Annotated in this window: 21 protein-coding genes; 11 read left to right on the forward strand and 10 right to left on the reverse strand. The window is 64.2% G+C overall.

Going from position 1 to position 24,888, the window contains the following annotated elements:
* Positions 1-19 precede the first annotated feature (19 nt).
* Positions 20-949 (forward strand): AEC family transporter, encoded by a 930-nt coding sequence (locus NFH97_RS06995; protein WP_349624596.1) that lies wholly within the window; start codon positions 20-22, stop codon positions 947-949.
* A 35-nt stretch (positions 950-984) separates the two neighbouring features.
* Here the strand turns inward: NFH97_RS06995 and NFH97_RS07000 are convergent, their stop codons facing one another.
* From NFH97_RS07000 to metK, 6 genes are all read right to left on the reverse strand, one after another.
* Positions 985-1,638 (reverse strand): glutathione S-transferase family protein, encoded by a 654-nt coding sequence (locus tag NFH97_RS07000; RefSeq protein WP_213227314.1) that lies wholly within the window; start codon positions 1,636-1,638, stop codon positions 985-987.
* A 270-nt stretch (positions 1,639-1,908) separates the two neighbouring features.
* A complete protein-coding gene (locus NFH97_RS07005) occupies positions 1,909-2,712 on the reverse strand; it encodes a UDP-2,3-diacylglucosamine diphosphatase (RefSeq protein ID WP_045992239.1) in 804 nt (267 codons plus the stop codon).
* A 269-nt stretch (positions 2,713-2,981) separates the two neighbouring features.
* Positions 2,982-4,409, reverse strand: coding sequence for an adenosylhomocysteinase (gene ahcY, locus NFH97_RS07010; protein ID WP_349624597.1), 1,428 nt, complete (start codon positions 4,407-4,409; stop codon positions 2,982-2,984).
* Between the two features lie 42 nt (positions 4,410-4,451).
* Positions 4,452-6,491 carry an NAD-dependent DNA ligase LigB gene (gene ligB, locus NFH97_RS07015; protein WP_349624598.1) on the reverse strand — a complete coding sequence of 680 codons (2,040 nt, stop codon included), beginning with the start codon at positions 6,489-6,491 and terminating at the stop codon, positions 4,452-4,454.
* 275 nt (positions 6,492-6,766) lie between these two features.
* On the reverse strand, positions 6,767-7,234 hold the full coding sequence (locus NFH97_RS07020) for a hypothetical protein (protein WP_349624599.1): 468 nt from the start codon (positions 7,232-7,234) through the stop codon (positions 6,767-6,769).
* A gap of 909 nt (positions 7,235-8,143) precedes the next feature.
* Positions 8,144-9,364 carry a methionine adenosyltransferase gene (gene metK / locus NFH97_RS07025; RefSeq protein ID WP_045992242.1) on the reverse strand — a complete coding sequence of 407 codons (1,221 nt, stop codon included), beginning with the start codon at positions 9,362-9,364 and terminating at the stop codon, positions 8,144-8,146.
* Between the two features lie 371 nt (positions 9,365-9,735).
* On the opposite strand from metK, the gene tkt reads away from it, so the two are divergent.
* Positions 9,736-11,727: a transketolase gene (gene tkt, locus NFH97_RS07030; protein ID WP_045992243.1), complete on the forward strand. Its 1,992-nt coding sequence runs from the start codon at positions 9,736-9,738 to the stop codon at positions 11,725-11,727.
* Between the two features lie 165 nt (positions 11,728-11,892).
* Here tkt and NFH97_RS07035 read toward each other — a convergent pair whose 3' ends face one another.
* Entirely contained in the window at positions 11,893-12,945 is a 1,053-nt protein-coding gene (locus NFH97_RS07035) for a class I fructose-bisphosphate aldolase (RefSeq protein WP_045992244.1), read from the reverse strand.
* Between the two features lie 174 nt (positions 12,946-13,119).
* Here NFH97_RS07035 and NFH97_RS07040 point away from each other — a divergent pair, with 174 nt between their 5' ends.
* From NFH97_RS07040 to fba, 5 genes are all read left to right on the forward strand, one after another.
* On the forward strand, positions 13,120-13,503 hold the full coding sequence (locus NFH97_RS07040; protein WP_349624600.1) for a CidA/LrgA family protein: 384 nt from the start codon (positions 13,120-13,122) through the stop codon (positions 13,501-13,503).
* Complete coding sequence (locus NFH97_RS07045) at positions 13,500-14,216, forward strand: LrgB family protein (protein ID WP_045992246.1); 717 nt, start codon at positions 13,500-13,502, stop codon at positions 14,214-14,216. Before NFH97_RS07040 ends, NFH97_RS07045 begins: the two co-directional genes overlap by 4 nt.
* Positions 14,217-14,352: 136 nt before the next feature.
* The gene (locus tag NFH97_RS07050; RefSeq protein ID WP_108449997.1) at positions 14,353-15,381 is read left to right on the forward strand and encodes a type I glyceraldehyde-3-phosphate dehydrogenase; all 1,029 of its coding nucleotides are present in this window, start codon (positions 14,353-14,355) and stop codon (positions 15,379-15,381) included.
* A gap of 67 nt (positions 15,382-15,448) precedes the next feature.
* Positions 15,449-16,612, forward strand: a complete 1,164-nt coding sequence (locus NFH97_RS07055) for a phosphoglycerate kinase (RefSeq protein ID WP_045992248.1) — start codon at positions 15,449-15,451, stop codon at positions 16,610-16,612.
* 145 nt (positions 16,613-16,757) lie between these two features.
* Entirely contained in the window at positions 16,758-17,822 is a 1,065-nt protein-coding gene (gene fba, locus NFH97_RS07060; protein WP_045992249.1) for a class II fructose-bisphosphate aldolase, read from the forward strand.
* Between the two features lie 100 nt (positions 17,823-17,922).
* On the opposite strand, the gene NFH97_RS07065 is transcribed toward fba, so the two are convergent.
* Entirely contained in the window at positions 17,923-19,011 is a 1,089-nt protein-coding gene (locus NFH97_RS07065; protein WP_045992250.1) for a hypothetical protein, read from the reverse strand.
* Positions 19,012-19,279: 268 nt separating this feature from the next.
* Positions 19,280-20,299 carry an AraC family transcriptional regulator gene (locus NFH97_RS07070; RefSeq protein ID WP_108131769.1) on the reverse strand — a complete coding sequence of 340 codons (1,020 nt, stop codon included), beginning with the start codon at positions 20,297-20,299 and terminating at the stop codon, positions 19,280-19,282.
* A 419-nt stretch (positions 20,300-20,718) separates the two neighbouring features.
* Here NFH97_RS07070 and NFH97_RS07075 point away from each other — a divergent pair, with 419 nt between their 5' ends.
* From NFH97_RS07075 to NFH97_RS07085, 3 genes are all read left to right on the forward strand, one after another.
* A complete protein-coding gene (locus NFH97_RS07075) occupies positions 20,719-21,240 on the forward strand; it encodes a 2,4'-dihydroxyacetophenone dioxygenase family protein (RefSeq protein WP_348827446.1) in 522 nt (173 codons plus the stop codon).
* A gap of 122 nt (positions 21,241-21,362) precedes the next feature.
* Positions 21,363-22,454, forward strand: coding sequence for a zinc-binding dehydrogenase (locus NFH97_RS07080; RefSeq protein ID WP_213227328.1), 1,092 nt, complete (start codon positions 21,363-21,365; stop codon positions 22,452-22,454).
* Positions 22,451-23,437 carry a 3-hydroxyacyl-CoA dehydrogenase gene (locus NFH97_RS07085; RefSeq protein ID WP_349624601.1) on the forward strand — a complete coding sequence of 329 codons (987 nt, stop codon included), beginning with the start codon at positions 22,451-22,453 and terminating at the stop codon, positions 23,435-23,437. The genes NFH97_RS07080 and NFH97_RS07085 overlap by 4 nt, the downstream gene beginning before the upstream one ends.
* A 42-nt stretch (positions 23,438-23,479) precedes the next feature.
* On the opposite strand, the gene NFH97_RS07090 is transcribed toward NFH97_RS07085, so the two are convergent.
* The gene (locus tag NFH97_RS07090; RefSeq protein ID WP_052704310.1) at positions 23,480-23,767 is read right to left on the reverse strand and encodes a DUF4235 domain-containing protein; all 288 of its coding nucleotides are present in this window, start codon (positions 23,765-23,767) and stop codon (positions 23,480-23,482) included.
* Positions 23,768-24,017: 250 nt separating this feature from the next.
* On the opposite strand from NFH97_RS07090, the gene NFH97_RS07095 reads away from it, so the two are divergent.
* Complete coding sequence (locus NFH97_RS07095) at positions 24,018-24,710, forward strand: HAD-IA family hydrolase (protein WP_349624602.1); 693 nt, start codon at positions 24,018-24,020, stop codon at positions 24,708-24,710.
* Positions 24,711-24,888 lie beyond the last annotated feature (178 nt).

The following is a 24,888-nucleotide window of genomic DNA, read 5'->3' on the forward strand; positions in this document are numbered from 1 at the left end:
GCACCCAAGGATGATGAACATGGCCGTCGACCCGACCTCGCTGATGGGCCCCCTGTGGACCCTGCTCGCCTTCGTCGCCCTCGGCGTCCTGTCCGCCAGGCGGCTCAAGGTCGACCCTCGTCCCATCGCCACCCTGCTGATCTACCTGATCGCTCCGCTGACCTTCTTCCGCGCGCTGGTACTGGGCGGTCCGACGCCGGTCTACCTCGCCTTGACCGCCGCCCTGTTCGTGATCGCAAGCCTGGTGGCCGTGTTCATCAATCGGCTGGGCAAGCGCTGGCTGGGGGATGAGGAAGGCTCGGTGCTGGCGTTTTCTGCCGGTACCGGCAACACCGGCTACTTCGGTTTGCCGGTGGCGCTGGTGTTGCTGCCCCCCTCCGGCGTCACCCTGTACCTGTTCTGTGCACTCGGCGTCACCCTTTACGAGTTCACCGTCGGCTTCTATCTAAGCGCCCGCGGCCGCTTTACGGTGCGTGACAGCCTGCTCAAGATCGCCAGGCTGCCGCTGATCTACGCCTTTCTGGCGGCGCTTTTGGTGGAAGGAGTCGGCATGACGGTGCCAGCGGCGGTGACCGATGCCATGTCGGTGTTTCCAGCGACCTACACCCTGCTCGGCATGATGATCATCGGCATGACCCTGGGTCGTGTTTCCGTGCGCTCGCTGGATGGGCGCTTTATCGGCGCCTGCGTGGCGGTGCGTTATGCCCTGTGGCCACTGCTGATGCTGGGCGCCGTCCTGCTGCTCAAGGCCACCACCGGGCTGTCACAGGACATGGCGTTGGCGCTGCTGTTGATCGGGGTGGTGCCCATGGCCGCCAACGTGGTGGTGGTGGCCATGGAACTCGGCATCGCGCCCGAGAAGGGCGCCCTGGCGGTGTTGATCACCACCCTGGCCGCGCCGCTGGTGATTCCGCTGTACCTGAGCGGGATGCTTGGACTGGTGCAGTGAAGCTGAAAGGCGAAAGTCGCTAGCGCCGAGAGTGACTAGCGGGGAAACACGGGCGCTACCAATACCGCCTTGCCGGAAGGCCGCGATCTCAGACGCTCCACGTAGGCTCGGACATTTGGCGCCGCCTCCATCAGCGAGGCGGCGGGCGGCGTGGCCTCCAGATAGTCGAGCATCGGCGCCGCCAGGGCATCGGCCAGGGTGAAGCCATCACCGACGAGAAAGTCTCTCCCCGCCAACTGGTGTTCCAGGATGGTCAGTATCCGTGCCACCTCCGGGGCCGCCTCGCGTACCCGGTCTTCCCTCACCTCGCCATTGGGCCCCTTGGGAAAGACCAGTTCCAGCAGGTAGCGCCGCACGATGGCCTGGTCGGCCTGGGTGGCCAGCGCAGCACACCACTGGTCCACCTGAGCCCGCGTCCAGTCATCCCTGGGTAGCAGGTCGGGCCCATCGAAGGCGCCCTCCAGGTAGCGGCAGATGGCAACGCTCTCGTACAGACGGCGTTCGCCGTGAATCAGCACGGGAATCTTGTCGAAGGGATTGAGCGCCTTGAACTCCGGTGAATGCAGCTCGACCCGACGTCCTTCGACCTCCATCCCGACACTGTGCTCGATGCCCTTCTCGTGACACACCAGCACCACGCTGCGCACGAAGTTCGAGAACGCGGGACCCACGATATGTACGCTTGCCATGCCAACCTCCTGGTTACCAGACGATAAACCGCCGGCCCTTGCCGATATATACGCCGACGTGTGCGCGCGTCGCGCTCGTCTTGCAGCATGGCCGCTGGCAGCATGAGTTCAACAACTTATTTTTACGCCGCAGACGACGCCACATGGCAGGCACGGTCAATGACCCGCGGCTGAAGAAGAAATTGCGGGTGGCCAGCAGAACGCTGGCGAAGGCCAGCGCCCCGCCCGTTAGACAAATCGAAGTGGTGAAGGAAGGCTCAAAAGCGCTCCTCAGGCCCCCGCCAGGGCGCCCTCGGGGCAGGCGCGGGGCATCGAAGGCTCGGCCTCGATCACCTGCCCTTCCCAGTCGATCAGCGCCAGGCTGCCGTCGGGACGCTCGATCAGCGCCGTGCAGTGCTCCACCCAGTCGCCGTCGTTGCAGTAGAGCACGCCGTCCTGGGCACGAAATCCGGCCTTGTGGATATGCCCGCCGACGTAGCCATCGAGTCCTTCCCGGGCCGCCTGGTGGATGGCCGCCTGCTCGAACTGTTCGACATAGCGCTGGGCCGCGCCGATGCGCCCCTTGACCGCCGCCGCCAGCGACCAGTAAGGCAGGCCCAGCAGGCTGCGCGCCTTGTTGCACCAGCGATTGAGCGACAGCACAAACTGATGCATGCCATCACCCAGCGCCATCAGCCAGGGGGCCAGGCGCACATGGGTATCGAACTCGTCGCCGTGGCTCACCAGCAGACGGCGACCATCGGCGGTCTCGTGGATCGCCCGGCGCTCGATGCGCACCCGGTGCATACGGATGCCACACAGCTGACGCAAGGCCGCGTCGTGGTTGCCGGGAATATAGATGATCTCGCAACCGCCCTTGGCCAGGCGCAAGAGACGCCCCACCAGGCGCTGCTGCTCCGCCGGCAGCGACGCCCGCCGGTGCATGGCGATAAGGTCGATCACATCCCCCACCAAGTAGAGGCGCTCCGGGCGCACGCGGCGCAGCAGCCGCGACAGCAAGGCGGCCTGGCAATCCCGGGTGCCGAGGTGAAGATCGGAAATGAACAGGGTTCGAGCGGTCAGTGACGTGGCCATGGGCATTCTCCTGTGACGCCCACCCAGCCTGTCCTGCCCCGGTGACACTGCCATGGCGCGGCCATGACGAAACGATGACCGGTGCCGCCCCCTGCCCCGCTATTCCCCACGCTCGCCCCAGGCTGACTACCTAGCCCTGATTCCCCACCCTGCACCGCCCTGACCAAGGCACGCAGGGCAGGCACAGCCCCCTTTCCGGAAAGCCTGGGCCTGGAGTGAACCTGGTGCGTCAACGTGGTCGAGCGCAGGCACTCTTGATAGGCCAAGCCTCAGTAACGATAGTGGTCTGGCTTGTATGGCCCCTCCACCGGCACTCCGACGTACTCCGACTGAGCCTCGGTCAGCTGAGTGATCACGCCGCCAAAGCCCTCCACCATGTAGCGTGCCACCTCCTCGTCGAGATGGCGTGGCAGCACCGTGACATCGATCATGCCGTCGCGTTCGTCGGGGCCCAGCTCGGCAAAACGCCGGGCATACAGATGCATCTGCGCCAGCACCTGATTGGCGAAGGAGCCGTCCATCACCCGCGAGGGATGACCGGTGGCGTTACCCAGGTTGACCAGACGCCCCTCGGCCAGCAGGTAGATCACATTGCGGCTGTCGGGATCGTACGTCTGCCCCGGCTCGGCGTCTCGGTAGATCTTGTGCACCTGGGGCTTGACCTCCTCCCAGAGCCATTGCTTGCGCATGTAGGCGGTATCGATCTCGCTGTCGAAGTGGCCGATATTACAGACCACCGCGCCATTCTTGAGAGCGCCCAGCATGGCGGCGTCACAGGCGCCGATATTGCCGGTGCAGGTCACCACCAGGTCGGTCTTGCCGAGCAGTTCGAGATCGAGACTGTCGACGCCACGATTGATACCGCCACGATAGGGAGAAACCACCTCGTAACCGTCCATGCAGGCCTGCATGGCACAGATCGGGTCGATCTCGGCGACGCGCACGATCATGCCTTCCTGACGCAGCGAGGCCGCCGACCCCTTGCCCACGTCCCCATAGCCCACCACCAGTGCCTGCTTGCCCGCCAGCAGGTGATCCAGCCCACGCTTGATGGCGTCATTCAAACTGTGACGGCAGCCGTACTTGTTGTCATTCTTCGACTTGGTGACGGCGTCGTTGACGTTGATGGCCGGCACCTTCAAGGTGCCTGCCCTGAGCATCTCGAGCAGTCGATGGACACCGGTGGTGGTCTCTTCACTGATGCCGTGGATGGCGTCAAGCTTGTCCGGATGTCGCTCGTGCAACAGCAGCGTCAGGTCACCGCCATCATCCAGCACCAGATTGGGGGTCCAGCCGTCGGCGCCATCCACCGTCTGCTCGATACACCACCAGAACTCGTCCTCGTTCTCGCCCTTCCAGGCAAATACAGGGATGCCTGCTGCGGCGATGGCGGCGGCGGCGTGGTCCTGGGTGGAAAAGATATTGCAGGACGACCAGCGTACGCTCGCACCAAGGTCGACCAGGGTCTCGATCAACACCGCGGTCTGAATCGTCATGTGGATACAGCCGGCGATACGTGCGCCCTTGAGCGGCTGAACCTCACGGTACCGGGTCCTGAGGGACATCAAGGCCGGCATCTCGCTTTCGGCGATGCGAATCTCGCGGCGCCCCCAGTCGGCCAGGCCGATATCGGCGACCCGGTAGTCATCCTGACGCTGAGCCCACTGCGCCCTTTGCGAAGCCTCGGTCGGAGTCATGCTCGCCTCCTGCTGGTTATCCAGCCTTCACTATAGGAGTCACTATGGCGGACTCGCCAACCAGGGCGCTGCGTCGATCTCTAGCCGGGCGCCAGCATCACTTTTCAGTCGAGTCGCTGAGGGGGAAGCTGGTGCGCGGTGTAAGGGACTAGCTGGAGAGCGGTTCGAAGGGCTATGCGAAAGGCTATGAGAAGGGCTAGCTGAGCCCAGCGTGGCAATCGAACGTGTCGCGTCATCGTCGAAGGCCCCGACGAAGCCAGCAATACCGGCGTCGGCCAGTTGCCTCGCCAGGGCGTCGACCTCGGGATGCGAAAGAAACGCTCGCCAGCGCCTGGCGCCAACATCACCGACGCCGGGGCGGCGGCGCCAGCCGGCTGCGTCCAACGCCGACAGCGTGCGCCAGGAGTCGTGCTCGGAGATACCCCCAGCCGAGGGCGCTCCCAGGGCGCTTAGCCACTGCGTGAAGCCGCGATGGCTGGTCTCGGAGAGGGCAACACCAAGACGCTCTGCGGTGACCTTGCCGATGCCGCTTGCCTGGGCCAGTCGCTCTGGCGACAGTTCCCGCCAGTCCAGCAACCCCGCCACCAGGCCGGCGTCCACCAGCGCCTTCCAGGTGCCTTCCCCGACACCGTCGAGATCCAGCGCCGATGAATCACTGAGCCAGGCCAGGCGAGCCAGAAACTGCTGCCGACAGCCCGGGGTCGGGTGCCAGCAACTCAGCAGGTGAAAGTCCGATTCCGCGGGAACCTCGAGGTCAACCCTCTCGGCTGCGCGCCAGGCCACCCCCTTTAGCTGAGGGATGATCAGCCCGGCCAACTCGATGATCGCCTGATCGCCGGGCCGCAGGTCCCACTCGCGCCAGCGTGACAGACTCCCCAGGCTGACCTGGCTCAGCCTGCGTCCATCCACCTCCACCGGCACAAGCCGGGCCACCGGGGTGATGCGACCGCTGCGACCAATGCGGAACGCTATGTCGGCTACCTCCGCCAGGGCCTCTCGCGGTGGATACTTCCACGCCAGTGCCCAGTGCGGCGGCTCGGCCTGCCAGACCGTACCATCCGGCCTGCGCCCACGCCGTAGTACCACGCCATCGGTGGCGAAGGGCAGCGGCGAGCGATACCAGCGCTCGCGCCAGGCGGCGGCGTCCTCCTGGGATTCAACAGGGTGGGTGTATCGCGATATTTGACCCAGGCCCAGGCGCTCGAGCCCTGACAGTCGATCCTCAAGCGTCCGCGGCCCCATCGGCCAGGACCAGACGAACAGACCGATACGCTGGCCCAGCGCAGGGGACAACTCATCGCGGGCAAGCCAGCCGGCCACATGGGAGCGTGCCCCTGCCCCGCCATCCCGCTGCTGGACATGATCTTCAAGGCGCTCATACAGCTCACCCTGAAACACCAGACCATCGCCGTCGGCAAGCGACTGCCAATCACCTGCCAGGCGCTGGGGAATCGACGGGATGACCGCGGCATGGCGTGTCCAGTCCTGGCCGGTCCGCCCGTCCCCACGACTGTACACGCCCGCCAGGCGGCCTCCGTGATAGACAAGACTGACCGCCACACCATCCACCTTGGGCTGAATCCAGACATCGGTAGCGCGGTCGGCCGGTGCCGCAGGCGGCGAGCCTGGACCTTCAGTCACCAGCCAACGCTGCACCTCGGCAGCGTCCTGCGCCTTGCGCAGCCCAGTATGCGCCACAGGATGGCGCTGCCAGGGGATGGCACTATCCGCTGTCGGCGCGGAAGCCCTATCCTTGAAGTCCGCCACCTCGAGCTCGGGAAAACAGCGCTGGAGTTCGCGCCACCGACGTTCGGTCTGGTCGAACACATCATCGCTGACCGGCGAGCTGCCGTCCTTTCGGTAGGCCTGCTCCCACTGCCGCAGGTGGCTGGTCAACTCGGTGATGCGACTGGACGCCGTGCTCGCCGTCCAGTCAGGACAGCTGGCGTTGGCCCACGACGGCAGGACCAGCGACACCACGAACAGCAGGCATCGCCAGCTGGCTGAGGAATGGAGAGACGAGAGGGTGGTGCTTTTCTGACGAGATACGAAACTCTGACAAGAGACGAGACGCCCGGCCATCTGGCCCTCCTTGGTCACGACCGAAGGTCACCATCGCAGACCACGACCTGACATGACGGCCGAACGCCTCGGCCGAACGCCTCGACCGATCGGCACGTTCGAACGGCGTGATCAGACGGCATACCTGAACGGCGCGGCTGTACGGAGAGCCCGTATGCTGAGGTGCTACTGGCGACGCTTTCTCAGATGGCGATCGGTACGTCGTACCGACCACCATGTCAGCACCAGCAACGGCGAGGTAATAGCGACGCCGAGCAGCACCTGTTGACCGATGCTCATAATCGAATATCTCCCAAGGGTTCGCTCTCGAACATCGTTGCATCATGCCCCAGGCACGAAAGGCGCTGCGTCGACAGCACAAAGGCGGGCACGCTCAGTGCAATGACGATGACGGCGGTCAAGAGTCCCTGGTGCTGAAGCAGAATCATCATGATGGCGGCGGCAGTCACCAGGAACGTTGCCAGTGCGGCGGTAGCCTCCAGCGCCAACTTGGTCATGAATAGCTCACGATACTGGAGATAATCATCGTCACCGTCCGGCGATACCACGTCATGGGAGTATCGCCATCCAGCCTCGGTGGTCCCGTCATCGCCAGCCCCCTTACGCGACGGCAACTCCTTGCGCCAGAGTTCCTGCTGTGACGCCAGCCTGGTTCGCGAGCAGGTCGGGTCCGCGTGAAGACGCTGAAAGTGCCCCTGATGATGGCGCTGATAGAAGTGATAGTGGTGCCTTGCTTCGCCCATCTTCTGATCCCCCTGTCGTTGCTACCGTCTTGGCGCAGCGCTCATGTCCCTGATCTGGTCTCACCCGCACTTTGGCTCTTCTTCGTGCCGCCCGGGGCACCAGCCAGTATTCCTGTCACGGGCGCTATGGCCTCTTTCCATCGTGCCGACCACACCATCGTGCCGACCACACTTCAATCGCGGCCAAGGCATGTCCTTCCACGAACCGCCTTCTGTCCAGCGCCCCAAATGCCAAGGACATGGATATATACCGACGTCAAACTCACACAGGCCATACATGCCTGTCGCCGAAAGCGCCTCTTTCCTGACATCTATCAGGCGGCTCGCCAGCGTTTTTTATCGCTGATCATTCTCACGTTCTGGCCGCCTTCCAACCGCTTTCTAACCGTTTTTCCGGCGACGTGGGCGTCACTTTCCCGTTCAGGCCACTTGGCCGCCGATGGTTCTTGAACAGCGGTTTCCCGACAGCGGTTTCTCGACAACGATCTGGCGATGGACGACGACACATCGAACCTTTGACTACCGAGAACCAACGACCATCACTGGCTGCCTGACAGATGGTGACGCGCTGATGCGATACCGCGCTGCCGACTTAGCGGCATCTGCATCCTGCCTCCATCTAATATTAGCCGTGAGCCAAAGGCTTCTCCGCCCGCATGCGCGGATATGAAAAGGAATGAGATGATGTCGCCGTTTGACGCATAACCCGGCGACAAAGAGGTAGGCAAAGACGCACAATCACCGCCAGGTCACCAGAAGACTTGCGACCGCTCTGCCAACGTCGCTTCGCACATTCGCGGCAAACGCCCCCCGCCGCCACAATGCGACAAGGCCCGCCTGGCGAACCAGGCGGGCCTTGTCATGTCGGCAGGCGCGTGAACGCCTCGCCGCTGATGCCACAAAGAGGGATCAGATACCGGCGGCGGCGCGCAGAGCGTCGGCCCGGTCGACCTTCTCCCACGGGAAGGCGGTAAAGGTCTCGGTGTGGATCTCGCCTTCGGTATCGGTCCAGCTATAGCTGGTCTCGAAGGGCTCACGGCCAAAGTGACCGTAGGCTGCGGTCAGCTGATACATGGGATGCAGCAGATCCAGCATGCGAGTAATGGCATTGGGGCGCAGGTCGAAGTGATCGCGCACCAGCTCGACGATACGCTCGTCATCGATACGACCCGTGCCGAAGGTGTTGATCGACACCGAGGTCGGCTCGGCGACACCGATGGCGTAGGACACCTGGATCTCGCAACGCTCGGCCAGTCCCGCCGCTACCACGTTCTTGGCCACGTAGCGGCCGGCGTAGGCGGCGCTGCGGTCGACCTTGGACGGGTCCTTGCCGGAGAAGGCGCCACCACCATGTCGCGCCATGCCGCCGTAGGTGTCGACGATAATCTTGCGCCCGGTCAGGCCACAGTCACCCACCGGACCGCCGATGACGAACTTGCCGGTCGGGTTGATGTGATAACGCGTGCTGTCGGACAGCCACTCCGCCGGCAGTACCTGCTCGATGATCTCGCGCTGGACCATCTGGCGCAGCTGCTCCTGGTCGATGTCCGGATCATGCTGAGTGGACAGCACCACGGCATCGACCGCACAGGGCTTGCCGGCATCGTCGTAACGGAAGGTCAGCTGGCTCTTGGCATCGGGACGCAGCCAGGGCAGCAGGCCACGCTTGCGCAGCTCGGCCTGGCGCTCCACCAGCCGATGGCTGTAGTGGATCGGCGCCGGCATGTAAGAGTCGGTTTCGTTGGTGGCATAGCCGAACATCAGGCCCTGATCACCGGCGCCCTGATCCTCGGGCTTTTCGCGATCGACGCCCTGGGCGATTTCGACGCTTTGCTTGCCGATCAGGTTGAGCACCCCGCAGGTCTCGCCGTCGAAACCGACGTCGGAGGAGGTATAGCCGATATCCATGATCACCTTGCGCACCAGCTCCTCGAGATCCACCCAGGCGGAGGTGGTGATCTCGCCGGCCACGATGGCGACACCGGTCTTGACCAGGGTCTCGCAGGCCACACGGGCATTCTTGTCCCGCGCGATCAGGGCATCGAGCACGGCATCGGAAATCTGATCGGCAATCTTGTCCGGGTGTCCTTCGGACACGGACTCGGAGGTAAACAGGGAGTATTCGCTCATGGCGTCCTCGACCCTCTGTAGGATAATCGGCAGGCGGGCCTGGCAAGATGGAAACGGGAGCGACCGTGATCGACGATCGCACTATGCAGATTCCGCGTGGACCTGGCGGGACGAAATTCTACACGCTCGACCGTCCGGTTCCTAGCGACAGGCCGGGCCATGGCAGACCCTGCCAGGCATGGATCAAGTCCCCGGCATTTGATGGATCTGTCATTTCCGGCGACAATATGTCCCCGATCGATCCGCGCCGCCCCTCCCGCCCTCGTTGTCCACAGGCACGACAGGCGGCGCCTATCCTTGACGCCGCTGCGCCGCCCCCACCGGGCAGGCCAACGTCAGATTGCCACTTTGCCCCAGGCGAGGAGCCCTCAATGCCGTCCCGTTTCGAACTGGCCAACGCCATTCGCGCCCTTTCCATGGATGCCGTCCAGAAGGCCAACTCCGGCCACCCCGGAGCCCCGATGGGTATGGCCGATATCGCCGAGGTGCTGTGGAACGACTACCTCGTTCACAACCCTGACGATCCCAAGTGGGCCGATCGCGACCGTTTCGTGCTGTCCAACGGCCATGGCTCCATGCTGCTGTACTCCCTCCTGCACCTGTCAGGCTACGACCTGGGTCTGGAAGAACTGCAGAACTTCCGCCAGCTCCACGCCAAGACCGCAGGTCACCCCGAGTACGGCTACGCTCCCGGCGTCGAGACCACCACCGGCCCCCTCGGCCAGGGCCTGGCCAACGCCGTCGGCATGGCCATGGCAGAGCGCACCCTGGCGGGTCAGTTCAACCGCCCGGGCCACGAGATCGTCGACCACTACACCTACTGCTTCCTCGGCGACGGCTGCCTGATGGAAGGCATCTCCCATGAGGTCGCCTCGCTTGCCGGCACCCACCAGCTCGGCAAGCTGATCGCCTTCTACGATGACAACGGCATCTCCATCGACGGCGAGGTCGAAGGCTGGTTCACCGACGATACCGCCAAGCGCTTCGAAGCCTACGGCTGGCACGTGGTACCGGCGGTGGACGGGCACAAGCCCGAGGAGATCAAAGCCGCCATCGAGATGGCCCGCACCCAGCAGGATCGCCCGACCCTGATCATCTGCAAGACCGTCATCGGCTTCGGCGCCCCCAACAAGCAGGGCAAGGAAGAATGCCACGGCGCGGCACTCGGCGAAGAGGAAGTCGCAGCGGCGCGCAAGCAACTCGACTGGCCCCACGCGCCCTTCCATATCCCCGAGGATATCTACCAGGGCTGGGACGCCTGCGAGCGTGGCCAGAAGCACCAGGCTGACTGGCAGGCTCGCTTCGAGCGCTACCAGCAGGAGCACCCGGAGCTGGCCCGCGAATTCCTGCGTCGCCAGAAGGGTGAATTGCCGAGCGAGCTCAACAGCGAAGCGCTGGTCGAGGCCGCCCAGCAGAAGGGCGAGTCCGTGGCCTCACGCAAGGCCTCGCTGAACTGCCTCAACGAGCTCGGCCCGCAGCTGCCGGAGCTGCTGGGTGGCAGCGCCGACCTGGCGCCTTCCAACCTGACCTTCTGGAAGGGTGCCGAGGCCATCAGCGCCGAAGCAGCCGGCGGCAACTACCTGCACTACGGGGTACGCGAGTTCGGCATGGGCGCCATCATGAACGGTATCGCCCTGCACGGCGGCTTCGTGCCCTACGGCGCCACCTTCCTGATCTTCATGGAATACATGCGCAACGCCGTGCGCATGGCGGCGCTGATGAACCAGCGCGCCATCTTCGTCTACACCCATGACTCCATCGGTCTGGGCGAGGACGGCCCGACCCACCAGCCGATCGAGCAGCTGACCAGTCTGCGTACCACCCCGAACCTGTGCACCTGGCGCCCCTGCGATGCGGTCGAGACCGCTGCCGCCTGGGCCCACGCGGTCAAGCGCAGCGCCGGCCCCACCGCGCTGGTACTGTCCCGTCAGGGCCTGCCCCACCAAGAGCGCAACAAGAGCCAGCTGGCCAACATCCAGCGTGGTGGCTACGTACTCAAGGACAGCGAAGGCACCCCTGAGCTGATCCTGATCGCCACCGGCTCCGAGGTGACACTGGCCATGCAGGCCGCCGAAACCCTGGAAGCCGAAGGCAAGCAGGTGCGCGTGGTATCGATGCCGGCCACCGACGTCTTCGACAGCCAGGACGCCGACTACCGTGAGTCCGTCCTGCCGCGCAGTGTTCGCGCCCGTCTGGCCATCGAGGCAGGCCATCGCGACTACTGGAGCAAGTACGTGGGCCTCGACGGCGACACCATCGGCATGTCCAGCTTTGGCGAGTCGGCCCCGGCGGGCGACCTGTTCAAGCACTTCGGTTTCACCGTGGACAACCTGGTGGAACGCGCCAAGGCGCTGCTGGGTTAAGTCCAGCGCGGGCCGGCACGCCCGGCCTGTTGCGACCGAAAGCGTGACCAGCAGAAACGAGCAGGGGCACGGCTTACGCCGTGCCCCTGCTGTATCTAGCGACCTTGATGGTCGGCCTAGGCGGTCTGATCCTCTATCCTGCGCGGTTGTTGAGGCAGGCTTGGATCAGGCGATGGTGACATCCGGCGCCAGATAGACGTCCTGAATGGCGTTGAGCAGGCTTACCCCGTCACGCATCGGCTTCTGGAAGGCCTTGCGACCGGAGATCAGGCCCATGCCACCGGCCCGCTTGTTGATCACCGCGGTACGCACCGCCTGGGTCAGATCGCCTTCTCCGGTGGAGGCACCGCCGGAGTTGATCAGCCCGGCACGGCCCATGTAGGCGTTGGCCACCTGATAGCGGGCCAGATCGATCGGGTGATCGCTGGTCAACTCGCTGTAGACCTTCTCGTGGGTGTTGCCGAAGCCGATGGTGCGATAGCCATCGTTGTTCTCGGGCAGCTTCTGCTTGACGATGTCCGCCTTGAGCGTCGCCGCCAGGTGGACCGCCTGACTGGTGAGGTCGGAGGCCACATGATAGTCGGTGCCCTCATGCTTGAAGGCCGGGTTACGCAGATAGGCCCACAGCACCGTCACCATGCCCAGCTCGTGGGCGCGCTCGAAGGCCGCGCTGATCTCTTCGATCTGGCGACGGCTCTCGGGGGAACCGAAGTAGATGGTCGCACCCACGGCGACGCACCCCATGTCGAAGGCCTGGTCGACCTCGGCGAACAGGGTCTGATCGTAGATCGCCGGATAGGTCAGCGTCTCGTTGTGGTTCAACTTGAGCATCATCGGGATGCGGTGGGCATAGCGGCGCGCCACCGACGACAGGCCACCCAGGGTAGAAGCCACGGCGTTGCAGCCGCCCTCGATCGCCAGCTCCACAATGTTGGCCGGATCGAAGTAGATCGGGTTGGGTGCGAAGGAGGCGCCAGCGGAGTGTTCGATCCCCTGATCCACCGGCAGGATGCTGAGGTAACCGGTGCCCCCCAGACGGCCATGGTTGAACATCGTCTGCATGCTGCGCAGCACCGCCGGCGAGCGGTCGGAGTCCATCATCACCCGGTCGACGAAGTCCGATCCCGGCAGGTGGAGTTGCTCCTTGGCGATACCGCGACATTCATGAGTCAAAAGGTCCTCTGCCTCGGCACCCAGCCAGCTGGCAATATCACTCATCATCAATCTCCCTGTCATGCCCGACCCAGTCGGGCGGTAGGCGAATAGTCAGTCTACACAGGGTAGCGGATGACGCGCTGCAACGAGAGCCCCTGCTGACCAAGGCACCATGAGTCGGCACAATGGCTCAATTCCCCTGGCCCCGGCCAGTGACAATGACCCAAGAGGATTGCAATGTCCGTGTTACGAGGCTTTTTATGGCTTTCGCTGCTGTGGCTGGTCGGCGACCTGGTGGTCAGCCTGGGTGAACTGCCGCTGTCCCCCGGCGTCGTCGGACTGATGCTATTGACTGGTGTCTTCGTACTACGAGGCCGCATGCACGAAGACGTGGCAGCGGCGGCACAGCCGCTGATCATGCTGCTGGCGATGCTGATCATGCCCGGCGTGGTCGGGGTGTTCTGGGTGCTCGACCAGATCTCGGGGCACTGGCTCTCCGTAGGGCTGGCGCTGACCCTGGGCACCCTGCTGAGCGTTGCCAGCACCCTGTGGCTGATGCGCCGCCTGCTGCCGGCGACGCCCTCCGAGGCGACCACCACCGCCCAAGGAAAGACCTCATGAACCTCGCCGTGGTCGATCACCTCGATACCCCAATGCTGGCCATCGCCCTGTCCATCGGCGCCTACTTGGCCGGCATGGCGCTGTTTCGGCGGCTCGGCTCTCCCGGCTGGTGCCCGCCGGTACTGCTGGCCTCGTTGCTGCTCGCCGCGACGCTCAAGGCGGCCGGCATCGCCTACGTCGACTATCGCCAGGGCGCCCAGTGGCTGATGCTGTTGCTGGGCCCGGCCACGGTGGCCCTGGCGGTACCGCTCTACCAGCAGATGCACCACATACGCGCGCTGTGGAGGCCGCTGCTGGTCTGCCTACCGGTGTCGACGGTGCTGGCCGCCTGCTATGCGTTGCTGATCGCCTGGGCACTGGGGGCGCCGCCGGAACTGCTGGCCTCGCTGGCACCCAAATCGGTGACCGCTCCCATCGCCATGGGCATCACCGAGCGCCTGGGCGGCTCCGTGCCGATCCTGATGGGGGGATTGTTGATCACCGGCGTCGCGGCCACCGCCTGCGTCAGCCTGTTCGGCCGGCTCTTGAAGATCACCGATCAGCGCCTGCTGGGGCTGGCACTGGGCATCAACGGCCACGCCATCGGTACTGTGCGCGCCTTCGAGCTGGGCCCCACCGCCGGTGCCTTCGCTTCTCTCGGCATGACGCTGACCGGGGTGCTGACGGCACTGATGATGCCGCTGGCCTGGCGCCTGGCCGGCATGCTCGGCTGAACCGATTCAGCTTTATTTTTATGCTACCTGCGCGGTTTTATGCCCAGTGTGACGCCGCTGGAGCCGCGACGCGCGGGGCGATTTGAGATAGACTTTCGCGCCTGTGTCCATCCCTCCGTGGAGAGTATCGAGCCCCATGGCCCAGCGTATTGCCATCAATGGCTACGGCCGCATCGGCCAGTGCGTCCTGCGAGCCCTCATCGAACGCAACGACCCCAGCTTCGAGGTGGTGGCGATCAATGAGCTCTCGGGACTCGATACCATTACCTACCTGACTCGCTACGACACCACCCACGGACGCTTCCCCGGCCGGGTGGAAAGCCGCGACGGCCATCTGATCATCAACGGTCATGCGATCCGGGTGCTGTCCGAAGAGGACCCTGACCGCCTGCCCTGGCGGTCACTCGGCATCGACCTGGTGCTGGAGTGCTCCGGCAGCTTCAAGGATCGCGCCACCGCCGAGCGCCATCTCGCGGCAGGAGCCGGCCGGCTGTTGTTCTCCCAGCCGGCAGAAAGCGACGTCGACGCCACCATCGTCAGCGGCATCAATGACGACGACCTGACGCCCGATGCCCGGGTGGTCTCGGCAGCGTCCTGCACCACCAACTGCCTGGTGCCGATCCTGACCGTGCTCGACGAGGCGCTGGGCATCGAGCACGGTGTGACCACGACCATTCACTCGGCCATGAACGACCAGCCGGTGATCGATGCCTACCACCAGACCGATCTGCGCCTGACCCGCTCGGCGATGCAATCCATCGTGCCGGTGGACACCGGCCTGGCCCGAGGCATCAATCGCCTGATGCCGCACCTGGCGGAGCGCTTCGAGTGCCTCCATGTACGGGTGCCGACGATCAACGTCTCGGCCATGGACATGTCCATCTGCGTCAAGCGCGATACCTCGGCCAGCGAGGTCAACCGACTGCTGCGCGAGGCCAGCGAGTCACGGCTTCCTGACCTGCTGGGGTATACCGAGGAGCCCATGGCGTCCATCGACTTCAACCACGATCCCCGCTCCGGTATCGTAGACGCCACTCAGACGCGGGTGGCCGGTGGCCGCCTGCTCAAGCTGCTTTGCTGGTTCGACAACGAATGGGGCTTCGCCAACCGCATGCTGGACGTGGCCGGGCGCCTCGCCAGCCTTCCCCGGGTTCCCGAGCGATGACACTTCCACTGACCAGCCGTTGCCATTCGCTGTCTCCCTCAGACTTTCCAGACGAGGATCTGCCGACATGAACGTGCGCAAGATGACCGATCTCGACCTCAAGGGTCAGCGGGTACTGATTCGCGAAGACCTCAACGTACCTGTCAAACACGGCCAGGTGACCAGCGATGCCCGTCTGCGCGCCAGCTTGCCGACCATCAAGGCAGCTCGCGACGCAGGTGCCAAGGTGCTGCTGATGAGCCACCTGGGCCGCCCCACCGAAGGAGAGCCCGCCGACGAGTTCACCCTGGCACCGGTGGCGGCCTACCTCGGTGACCTGCTGGACTGCCCCGTGCGCCTGGTGACCGACTATCTCGAGCAGGAACCGAGCCTGGAAGACGGCGACGTGGTACTGCTCGAGAACGTGCGCTTCAACCAGGGCGAGAAGAAGGACGACGAAGCCCTGGCCAAGCGCTACGCCGAGCTGTGTGACGTCTTTGTGATGGACGCCTTCGGTACCGCCCACCGTGCCCAGGCCTCGACCCACGGGGTGGCCCGCTTCGCACCGACCGCCTGCGCGGGCCCCTTGCTGGCCGCCGAACTCGATGCCCTGGAAAAGGCGCTGGCGACTCCCAGGCGCCCGATGACCGCCATCGTCGGCGGCTCCAAGGTCTCGACCAAGCTCGAGGTGCTCAACGCCCTGTCCGAGAAGTGCGACCAGCTGATCGTCGGCGGCGGTATCGCCAACACCTTCATCGCCGCGGCGGGTCACAATGTCGGCAAGTCTCTTTACGAGGCCGACCTGGTGGACAAGGCCAAGGCGCTGATGGCCAGGGTCGAGATTCCGCTGCCCACCGATGTGGTCGTGGCCACCGAGTTCTCCGACTCCGCCGAAGCCGTCACCAAGCCGGTGGACCAGGTCGCCGACAACGAAATGATCCTCGACATCGGCCCGGATACCGCCGCCCGCCTGGGCGACATGCTCAAGAGCGCCGGCACCATCCTGTGGAACGGCCCCGTCGGGGTGTTCGAGATCGACCAGTTCGGTGGCGGCACCGAGGCCCTGTCCAAGGCCATCGCCGAAAGCGACGGCTTCTCCATCGCCGGCGGCGGTGACACCCTGGCAGCCATCGACAAGTACGGCATCGCCGAGCAGGTGTCCTACATCTCCACCGGAGGCGGCGCCTTCCTCGAGTACGTCGAGGGCAAGGAACTGCCGGCGGTCAGCGCCCTCGAGGCGGCCGCTCGCTGAGGTTTGCCGAAAAAGCAGCGGCGCTCGCCGGTGCTTTCTACCAAGCCTAAGCCCCGGGGCCGGCCATCGCCGGCCCTTTGACAACCCAAGCGACATGGGCGCGACAGCATCGCGCTCTCGACCTCTTCAAGAATCAGGTACCTCCATGGCACTCGTCAGTATGCGCCAATTGCTGGACCACGCCGCCGAACATGGCTACGGCGTGCCGGCCTTCAACGTCAATAACCTCGAGCAGGTTCGCGCCATCATGGAAGCCGCGGACGCCACCGATTCCCCGGTGATTCTGCAGGCCTCCGCCGGCGCCCGTAAATACGCCGGCGCCCCCTTCCTGCGCCACCTGATCCTGGCCGCCGTGGAAGAGTTTCCGCATATTCCGGTGGTCATGCACCAGGACCACGGCACCAGCCCCGCTGTGTGCCAGCGCTCGATCCAGCTCGGCTTCTCCTCGGTGATGATGGACGGCTCCCTGGGCGAGGACGGCAAGACCCCGGCAGACTACGACTACAACGTCGACGTCACCCGCCGCACCGTCGAGATGGCCCACGCCTGTGGCGTCTCGGTAGAAGGTGAGCTCGGCTGCCTGGGCAGCCTGGAAACCGGCATGGCCGGTGAGGAAGACGGCATCGGCGCCGAGGGCAAGCTGAGCCACGACCAGCTGCTGACCGACCCGGAAGAGGCCGCCGACTTCGTCAAGGCCACCGGCGTCGACGCCCTGGCCATCGCCATCGGCACCAGCCACGGCGCCTACAAGTTCACCCGTCCGCCCACCGGCGACACCCTGTCGATCCAGCGTATCAAGGAAATTCACGAGCGCATCCCGGATACCCACCTGGTCATGCACGGCTCCTCCAGCGTGCCCCAGGAGTGGCTCGAGGTGATCAACGCCAACGGTGGTGCCATCCCCGAGACCTACGGCGTCCCGGTGGAAGAAATCGTCGAGGGCATCAAGCACGGCGTGCGCAAGGTCAACATCGACACCGATCTGCGTCTGGCCTCCACCGGTGCGGTACGTCGCTTCCTGGCCGAGAACCCGGCAGAGTTCGACCCGCGCAAGTTCCTCAAGCTTACCGTCAGCGCCATGAAGGACATCTGCATCGCCCGCTACGAAGCCTTCGGCACCGCCGGCAACGCCAGCAGGATCAAGCCGATCAGTCTGGAAGGCATGTTCGAGCGCTACGCCCGAGGTGAACTTGATCCAAAGGTGAAGTAAGCGTCGATCAGATTCCCGCAGCGGTAACGCAAAAACGCCCCATGCCGGCAAGGCTTGGGGCGTTTCATTGTGCGCCGCTGGTACAACACCGAACCGCTCGTCAGCAGGTGGACTCTTCCAGCCGTCGCCGCAACGGAATATTGGCCTCCGTGCGGGCCGAGGACACCGGTAGCTCGGCGCGAATGTCCTCGATGGCATTGAGCAGCGGCTCCAGCGCGGTGAGATGGCGCGGGGCACGCAGTCGCCTTTCAAGCGCCCGATAGACCTCATCGGGGTCTTCCCCCGGCGCCTGGCTCGAGGTAAAGGGTGCCCGCCGCGCAGCAGGCGCCACCGAGACAGGCTCGAATAACCGCGCGTAGGGGTCTTCGCCGGACCAGGTCAGACACAGCAGATGATCCCGGGTGACCTGAACGTTCAGTTCCGGATAACTGCGGGCAAGACGCACGAGACAGTCAACGACATCATCGGTAAGAAACGCCGCCAGGGCGTCATGTTCCGCCGTGCAGGCGACGAAATAGCGAGAAAAGGCGCCCTCTCCCCAGCGTTCGCCGGTGGAACCGTGGTGCAACAGTCGCCACTTGCCCTCTCGCGGGTTGCAAAGATCCACCGCCGCCACCTCGAAGAGATCGCAGATCAGGCCGTTGCGATGATAGGTCCGACGGTCCTTGTCCATGCCCTCGTCATAGGCGAAGCGATAGACCCAGTATTCGCCACCGACGCGCTCATCGGCCGCCCTGCGGCAGTACTCAAGCTCGCCATTGTCCGCATAGGTACGCTGAAAGTCGGTGATCTTTCGCCGGAGCGTCGTCAGCATCGCATCAAGATCGACATCGGGCTCGGCCAGTCGAAAGTCGAGCTCCGCCGCACGCCGCACCAACAGTCGCAGGAAGGCGGCCACCCGCTCGGTGGCGTGCCAGTCGAAACCCAGCAAGGCTGCCCCGACCAGCGCCAGCGGAATCAGCCACGGCCAGGAGAGCCCTCCCGCCAGGGTGATGATAAAGCCGAGCGTGCCCAGCAACAGGCAGAGAAGCCCCAGCGCCAGAATCGTGGAGGAAGGACGCGGATTGAGCGACACGTCCTCGTCCCGGGCGCGATCCAGGATCTGGATCAGCGACTCCCGTGATCTGGCCGCTTCCGCGGCATGCTGCTCGCGGCGCGTAAACCGATATGCCTTCCATAGCGGCGTCATCGTCGCGCCTCTCCTTCGCTCATGGTGATAGCTCTCTTGATGGCAACCTTGATGACAGTGATGTCAGCAGCAACAAGTCTAGTGTCCACCAAGACCTGGGCGCCCCTTGGCATGGCCACATCAGGGGTACACGGGCCGTCCCCATGGAGAGTGAAACACATCCTTCGGACCACACCCGGCTGCAGCTGTGCTGAAGCGATAACCTAAGCGCACTTCAGCGCAATCGCCTCGCGCCCACCACCCGGGCTGCCGACTCGAAGACCAGCGCCTAACCTGCGCCGTTCGATCTCCGCCGCTGGTGCTGGCGCCAGCGACTCGGCGCAACCCCAAACCAGCGGCGACAACCTCGCGTCAGCGCGCTCAACTCGGAGTAGCCCAGCAGATTCGCGATATCGGTCAACGGCAGCGACGTTTCCCGAAGATAATGAATCGCCAACTGCCTGCGGACCTCATCGACCAGATCCTGGAAACATCGCCCCCTGGTGGCCAGACGTCGCTGCAGCGTTCTCGGGTTCAGCGCCAGTCGCCTGGCGATGTCATCGAGTCCAGCGCCCCCCTGCCCCAGCTGCTGACGGATTTGCCACGACACTTCATCGACCAGATCTTGAGGGAGTTGTTCCGGCCGGTAGGTCAGATACTGCTCCATCAAGCGATGCAGACGTCCGTCGGCGGTCACCAGAGGACGCTCGAGGTCGGAACATTCCAGCAGCCAGCCATCGGAAGGGCTGTTGAAGGTCGGCACCACCCCCAGCAAACGCTGATACAGGAGCGCAGGCACGCTGGGGGACGTCGCCAGATAGATGGCCCTGGGACGCCACTGCGGCCCCAGCAGCAACGACAGCAGGCGCTGGCCGACGCCTACCGGCAACTCGCTGATCTGGCGACCGGGAGCCGCCCCGCCCCCCACCATGGTGTAGCTGAGAAAGGCTTGGCGGGGGCCACGTTCGATGTCGATGACCGCACTGCTCGAGTGGGCGGAAAAGTGATCTGCCAGCGCCTCCAGCGCCAGGCCGACCGTGGCGGCATTCTGAATCAGGTAGAGCAAGGGTCCGAAGATATCGACTCCCTGGTACTGGCCGAACTTCAGGCCGAACAGCGAATCTCCGGATGCTTCGGCACAGTTTTCGAGCAGCATCGCCAGACTCGAGAACTCGATGATGCTTTCCGGCGACTCCAGCAACGAGAGCGATAGTCCCACCCTGGCAAGCTGGGCCTCGGGGTCGATGCCCTGCTGGCGCGCGAAGTTGGCGAAACCGTGCAGTGACGACGCTCGCGAATAGTCGGCCATGCTCTCTCCCTCAGCCTGACTTCCTTACCACCTACGTTGCTCGGATGCTGATTCTCTCTTCAATTTTCGAAGCGATACATCGTTTTCGAGGCGGTTGATCCTGGGACTCTTGCCTCCAGCGCGCTTGGCCTAGGCGCTGTCCGAAAAGTCGACGAGCGAAGGTTAGACAAGGCAAAAATCGGTGAGAAAGCGCAGTTTACGGGGTGTAAATGAGCATTTTGATCCGATTTTTAACGCCGTATTACCGAGCGCAGGCACTTTTCAGACAAGCCCTAGCCCTCTCCATCTAAGGTCTAGCCCTAAGTGTCGTGCAAGGTCAAATCCTTGTCATCAAATGTCAAATCGGAGGATGTCAGGCAGACGAGGATGATGCTTCGAAGACGTTTCTTTGATCCATCCACGACAAGAGCGACAACAAGATGCCATTTCCTTTCCAGTTTTCGACCCATGATGCCCTGTTGACCCTGGATACCCAGGAACTTCCCATCTATGAAGACGCGCTGCCAGGCATCCCCGGCGTCGACGTCCAGCCGCTGTTTCTCGACCCGCACAACGGCGTCTGGGTGCTGCGGGTGAAGTTCAAACCCGGTGTGGTGCTGCCCAAGCACTACCACACCGGTACGGTGCACTTCTTCACCCTGTCGGGACGCTGGCACTATCTCGAGTATCCCGATCAACCCCAGACCGCCGGCTGCTACCTGTACGAGCCCGGCGGCTCCATCCATACCTTCGCCACTCCCGCCGACAATGACGGGATCACCGACACCTTCATGGTCGTCGAGGGCGCCAACGTCAACTTCGATCAGCAAGGCAACTATCTGGGGCTGATGGATGCCAGCAGCATCATGGGGCTCATCGATGCGCTGATCACCGAGCGTGGCCTCGACCCTGCGCGCTATGTCACGCCTCCCCAACCGCACTACACCGACGCGCCGCGCTAGCCCGCCAAGATCACGCCTCCACGCGGCGTCAATCGACAAGACTCCCTACAACAATTGCGCTCGGTATGTGTCCCGCCAGGCAGGTGCCGCGGGGCCCGTCATCGACGCCAAGGAGATTCCCCATGCGCGCGATCGTCCTGCGCAACGAGCGACTCGGCCTCGAGTCACTGCCCGACCCGACGCCGGAAGCGGGAGAAGTGCTGGTCAAGACCCTGGCCTGCGGTATCTGCGGCAGCGATCTGCACATGGCAGATCACTGTCACGATGCGCTGGCGGGGCTTCGCAAGGGCCGCGTTCCGGTGGCCTTCGAACCGGACCAGGGCGTGGTCTTCGGCCACGAATTCTGTGCCGAGATCCTCGACCACGGCCCCGGCTGCGACAAGCGATACAAGGCCGGAACCCGCGTCTGCTCGGTGCCCTACGCGGTCAACGCCCAAGGCTTTCATCACATCGGCTATGCCAACGCCTACCCCGGCGGCTTCGGTGAGCTGATGCGCCTTCAGGAACACAGTCTGCTGGAGGTGCCCGGCGATTTGCCCAGCGAACTGGCGGCACTGACCGAGCCACTGGCCATCGGCCGCCACGCCGTCGCCAGAGCCCGGCTCGCCGGAGGCGAAGTGCCGATCGTGATCGGCTGCGGTCCGGTCGGCCTGTCGGTGGTGATGGCACTGAAGGCGGCCGGCTTTGGCCCGGTGGTGGCCACCGACTTCTCCCCCCATCGGCGCCAACTGGCCGAGTGCCTGGGTGCCGATATCGTTGTCGATCCGGCCGAACGTGCCCCCTTTGATTGCTGGCTCGAGGCCGCAGAAGCGCCACAGGGCTTCGACATGTACGGCCCCATGGCAATGCTGTCGATCGGCGCTCAGCCCAGGCCTTGCGTGGCCTTCGAGTGTGTCGGCGTGCCCGGTCTGATCGCCCGGACCATGCTCGACCTGCCACCAAGAAGTCGGCTGGTGGTGGTCGGCGTCTGCATGCAGACCGATCAGATCGAGCCGATCGTCGGTATTGGCAAGGAGCTGGACCTCAGCTTCTCGTTCGGCTACCGCCCCGAGGAGTTCGCTGCCACCCTCACCGACCTCGCCGACGGCCGCCTCGATGCCGCCCCCTTGATCACCGACCGCGTCACCCTCGACGGGGTCCCTGCGGCCTTCGAGACGCTTCGCCATCCCGGTGATCACGCCAAGATTCTGATCCAGCACGGAGACAGAACATGACCCCGAGCCTTTCCTCTTCTCTCGAAAATGGACCACACAGGCTGTGCGTGCTGGGTGGCGGCGTCCTGGGTGGCCAGATCGCCTGGCACAGCGCCTTCAAGGGCAAGAGTGTCATCGTCTATGACATCGACGACACGGCGCTGGAGCGCTGCCGCGCAAGCCATGACCACTACGCCGGCATCTATCAGGCCGACGTGGGCGCCAAGCCCGAAGCCATCGCCGCCACCCGCGCGCGGCTCGCCTACACCAGCGACCTGGCCGAAGCGGTGGCCGACGCCGAACTGGTGATCGAAGCCGTACCCGAGGATCCCGAGATCAAGCGCCAGCTGTACCGGACCATGGCACCGCTGCTCGGCCCCGAGACCCTGGTGGCAACCAACTCCTCGACCCTGCTGCCCGCCGACTTCGCCGATGACAGCGGACGCCCGGAGCGCTACTGCGCGCTGCACTTCGCCAACCTGGTGTGGATCATGAATGTGGCCGAGGTGATGGCTCACCCACGCACATCACGCACTACCCTGGAGTCGGTTACGCGCTTCGCCATCGACATCGGCATGATCCCCATTCCGGTCGAAAAGCCGCGCAACGGCTATCTGATCAACAGCTGGCTGGTGCCACTGCTGACAGCTTCCCTGACCCTGCTGCGTGAGGGCATCGGCAGCGCCGAGATGATCGACCGCACCTTCATGAAGATGTGGAGCTCTGCAGCGGGGCCCTGCGGCATGATGGACATCATCGGCATGAAGACGTGCTTCAACGTCAGCCACCACTGGGGCGAGGTCGACGACAACGACGAAATGCGGGCCAACGCCAACTTCATCCATCAGCATTATCTTGCCAACGGAAAGCTCGGTCTGCCCAGTGGCGAGGGCTTCTACCGCTATCCCGACCCCGCCTATTCCCAGAGCACCTTCATGGCGGTCCCCGACCACAGCGAAGCAGGTCACATCGCGGCCCAGGTGCTCAAGGGCATGGCGGGTTGACCCAGGAAGGGGCGGTGGGCGACGCCCCTTGCTGTACTGTGATCAACGCTTGCCGGGCAGCAGCCTGGCAGAACGCCCGCCCTTGCGGGTCTTGTCCAGCGCCTTGCGCCCGGCGCTACGGCCCACTACGCGGGCCACGCCGACCATCACGCCGGTGGCGGCTCCCCACAGGATCGCCTCGCGCCACTCGACGTCGTCGCGATCCGGATTTTCCGGCGGTTCCTTGTCCGATACCTTTTGATAGGCACGCTTGGCGGCCTTGCGTGACATCACGCTGGCCCCCACCGCGGCCGCGGATCCCACGATGGACCACAGTGTCTCTTCTTTCATGAGTACCTCCTTGAACCATGGCCGGGGCCATCCCGCCCCGAGAATGTGGTGTTTCGAACACCGCAGTGTTTCAGCATAGCGAAGAGGTCCTCGCCGCCTCAAATTCCCCTTTTCCGCACCGCAATAGTGCGGACTGCGCAGCGTGAAAAAACAGTGTTCAAAAATTGTGGTTTTCGACTTCGAACACAGGCAGACTCCGCAGAAATCTGCAACACTGTTCGATAACGCAACGAATCGCGAGGTCGCCTCCATGGCTCGCCCCCTCTGCCTGCTGTTCGACTGTGACGGTACCCTGGTGGACAGTGAACCCCTGCTGGCCGCCGAGATGGCCGTCAGCCTCTCCGCCGCCGGACTGCCGTTCCAGGCCGAGGACTATATGGGCGACTTTCGCGGCGCGCGCTTTCGCAATATCGTCGCCACCCTCGAGGCACAACATGGTCAGGTCGACCCTGACCACCTCGAGGTGCTGGAAGCGAGCATGCGCGCCAACCTCAACCGCCGCCTGGCCACCGACCTGACCCCCATCGCCGGTGCCACCGAGGCCCTCGCCGCGCTGTCGCACTACCCCATGGGCGTGGTTTCCAACGGCCCCGAAAACAAGGTGCGCACCTCGCTTGCCACCGTGGGCCTGACCGAGGTGTTCGGCAATCGCCTGTTCAGCGGCTACACGGCCAACTGCTGGAAGCCGGACCCCTGCCTGTACCTGCATGCCGCCAGCATCATGGGCTTCGCCGCCGAGGACTGCATCGCCATCGATGACGCCATCGTCGGCGTCAACGCGGCCCTGGCCGCAGGCATGACCGTGGTCCACCTCAATCGCTTCGCCGATGCCGAAGAAACGCCCGAAGGCGCCCACATGATCACCAGCATGTTCCAGCTGCCGACGGTCATCTCACGGCTGCAGAAGGATCGCGACAGACACGCCATGCTCTCCAGCGGCTAAATTCCGCTGCATATACCCTGAGGCCCGGCAATTGTCGGGCCTTTTCATTGCTCTACATCACCTCAAGACCTTTGTCTAAGGCACGCCTTGTTGCTGGCTTCGGCCTTTAGCGCCTAAGCTTGTCAGCCAATGGGAACGTTCCCATACGGACTTCTCGACGTCCTGCCGTTGTCGCATC

Source organism: Halomonas sp. SCS19, assembly GCF_040147015.1.
Taxonomy (GTDB): Bacteria; Pseudomonadota; Gammaproteobacteria; order Pseudomonadales; family Halomonadaceae; genus Halomonas; species Halomonas litopenaei.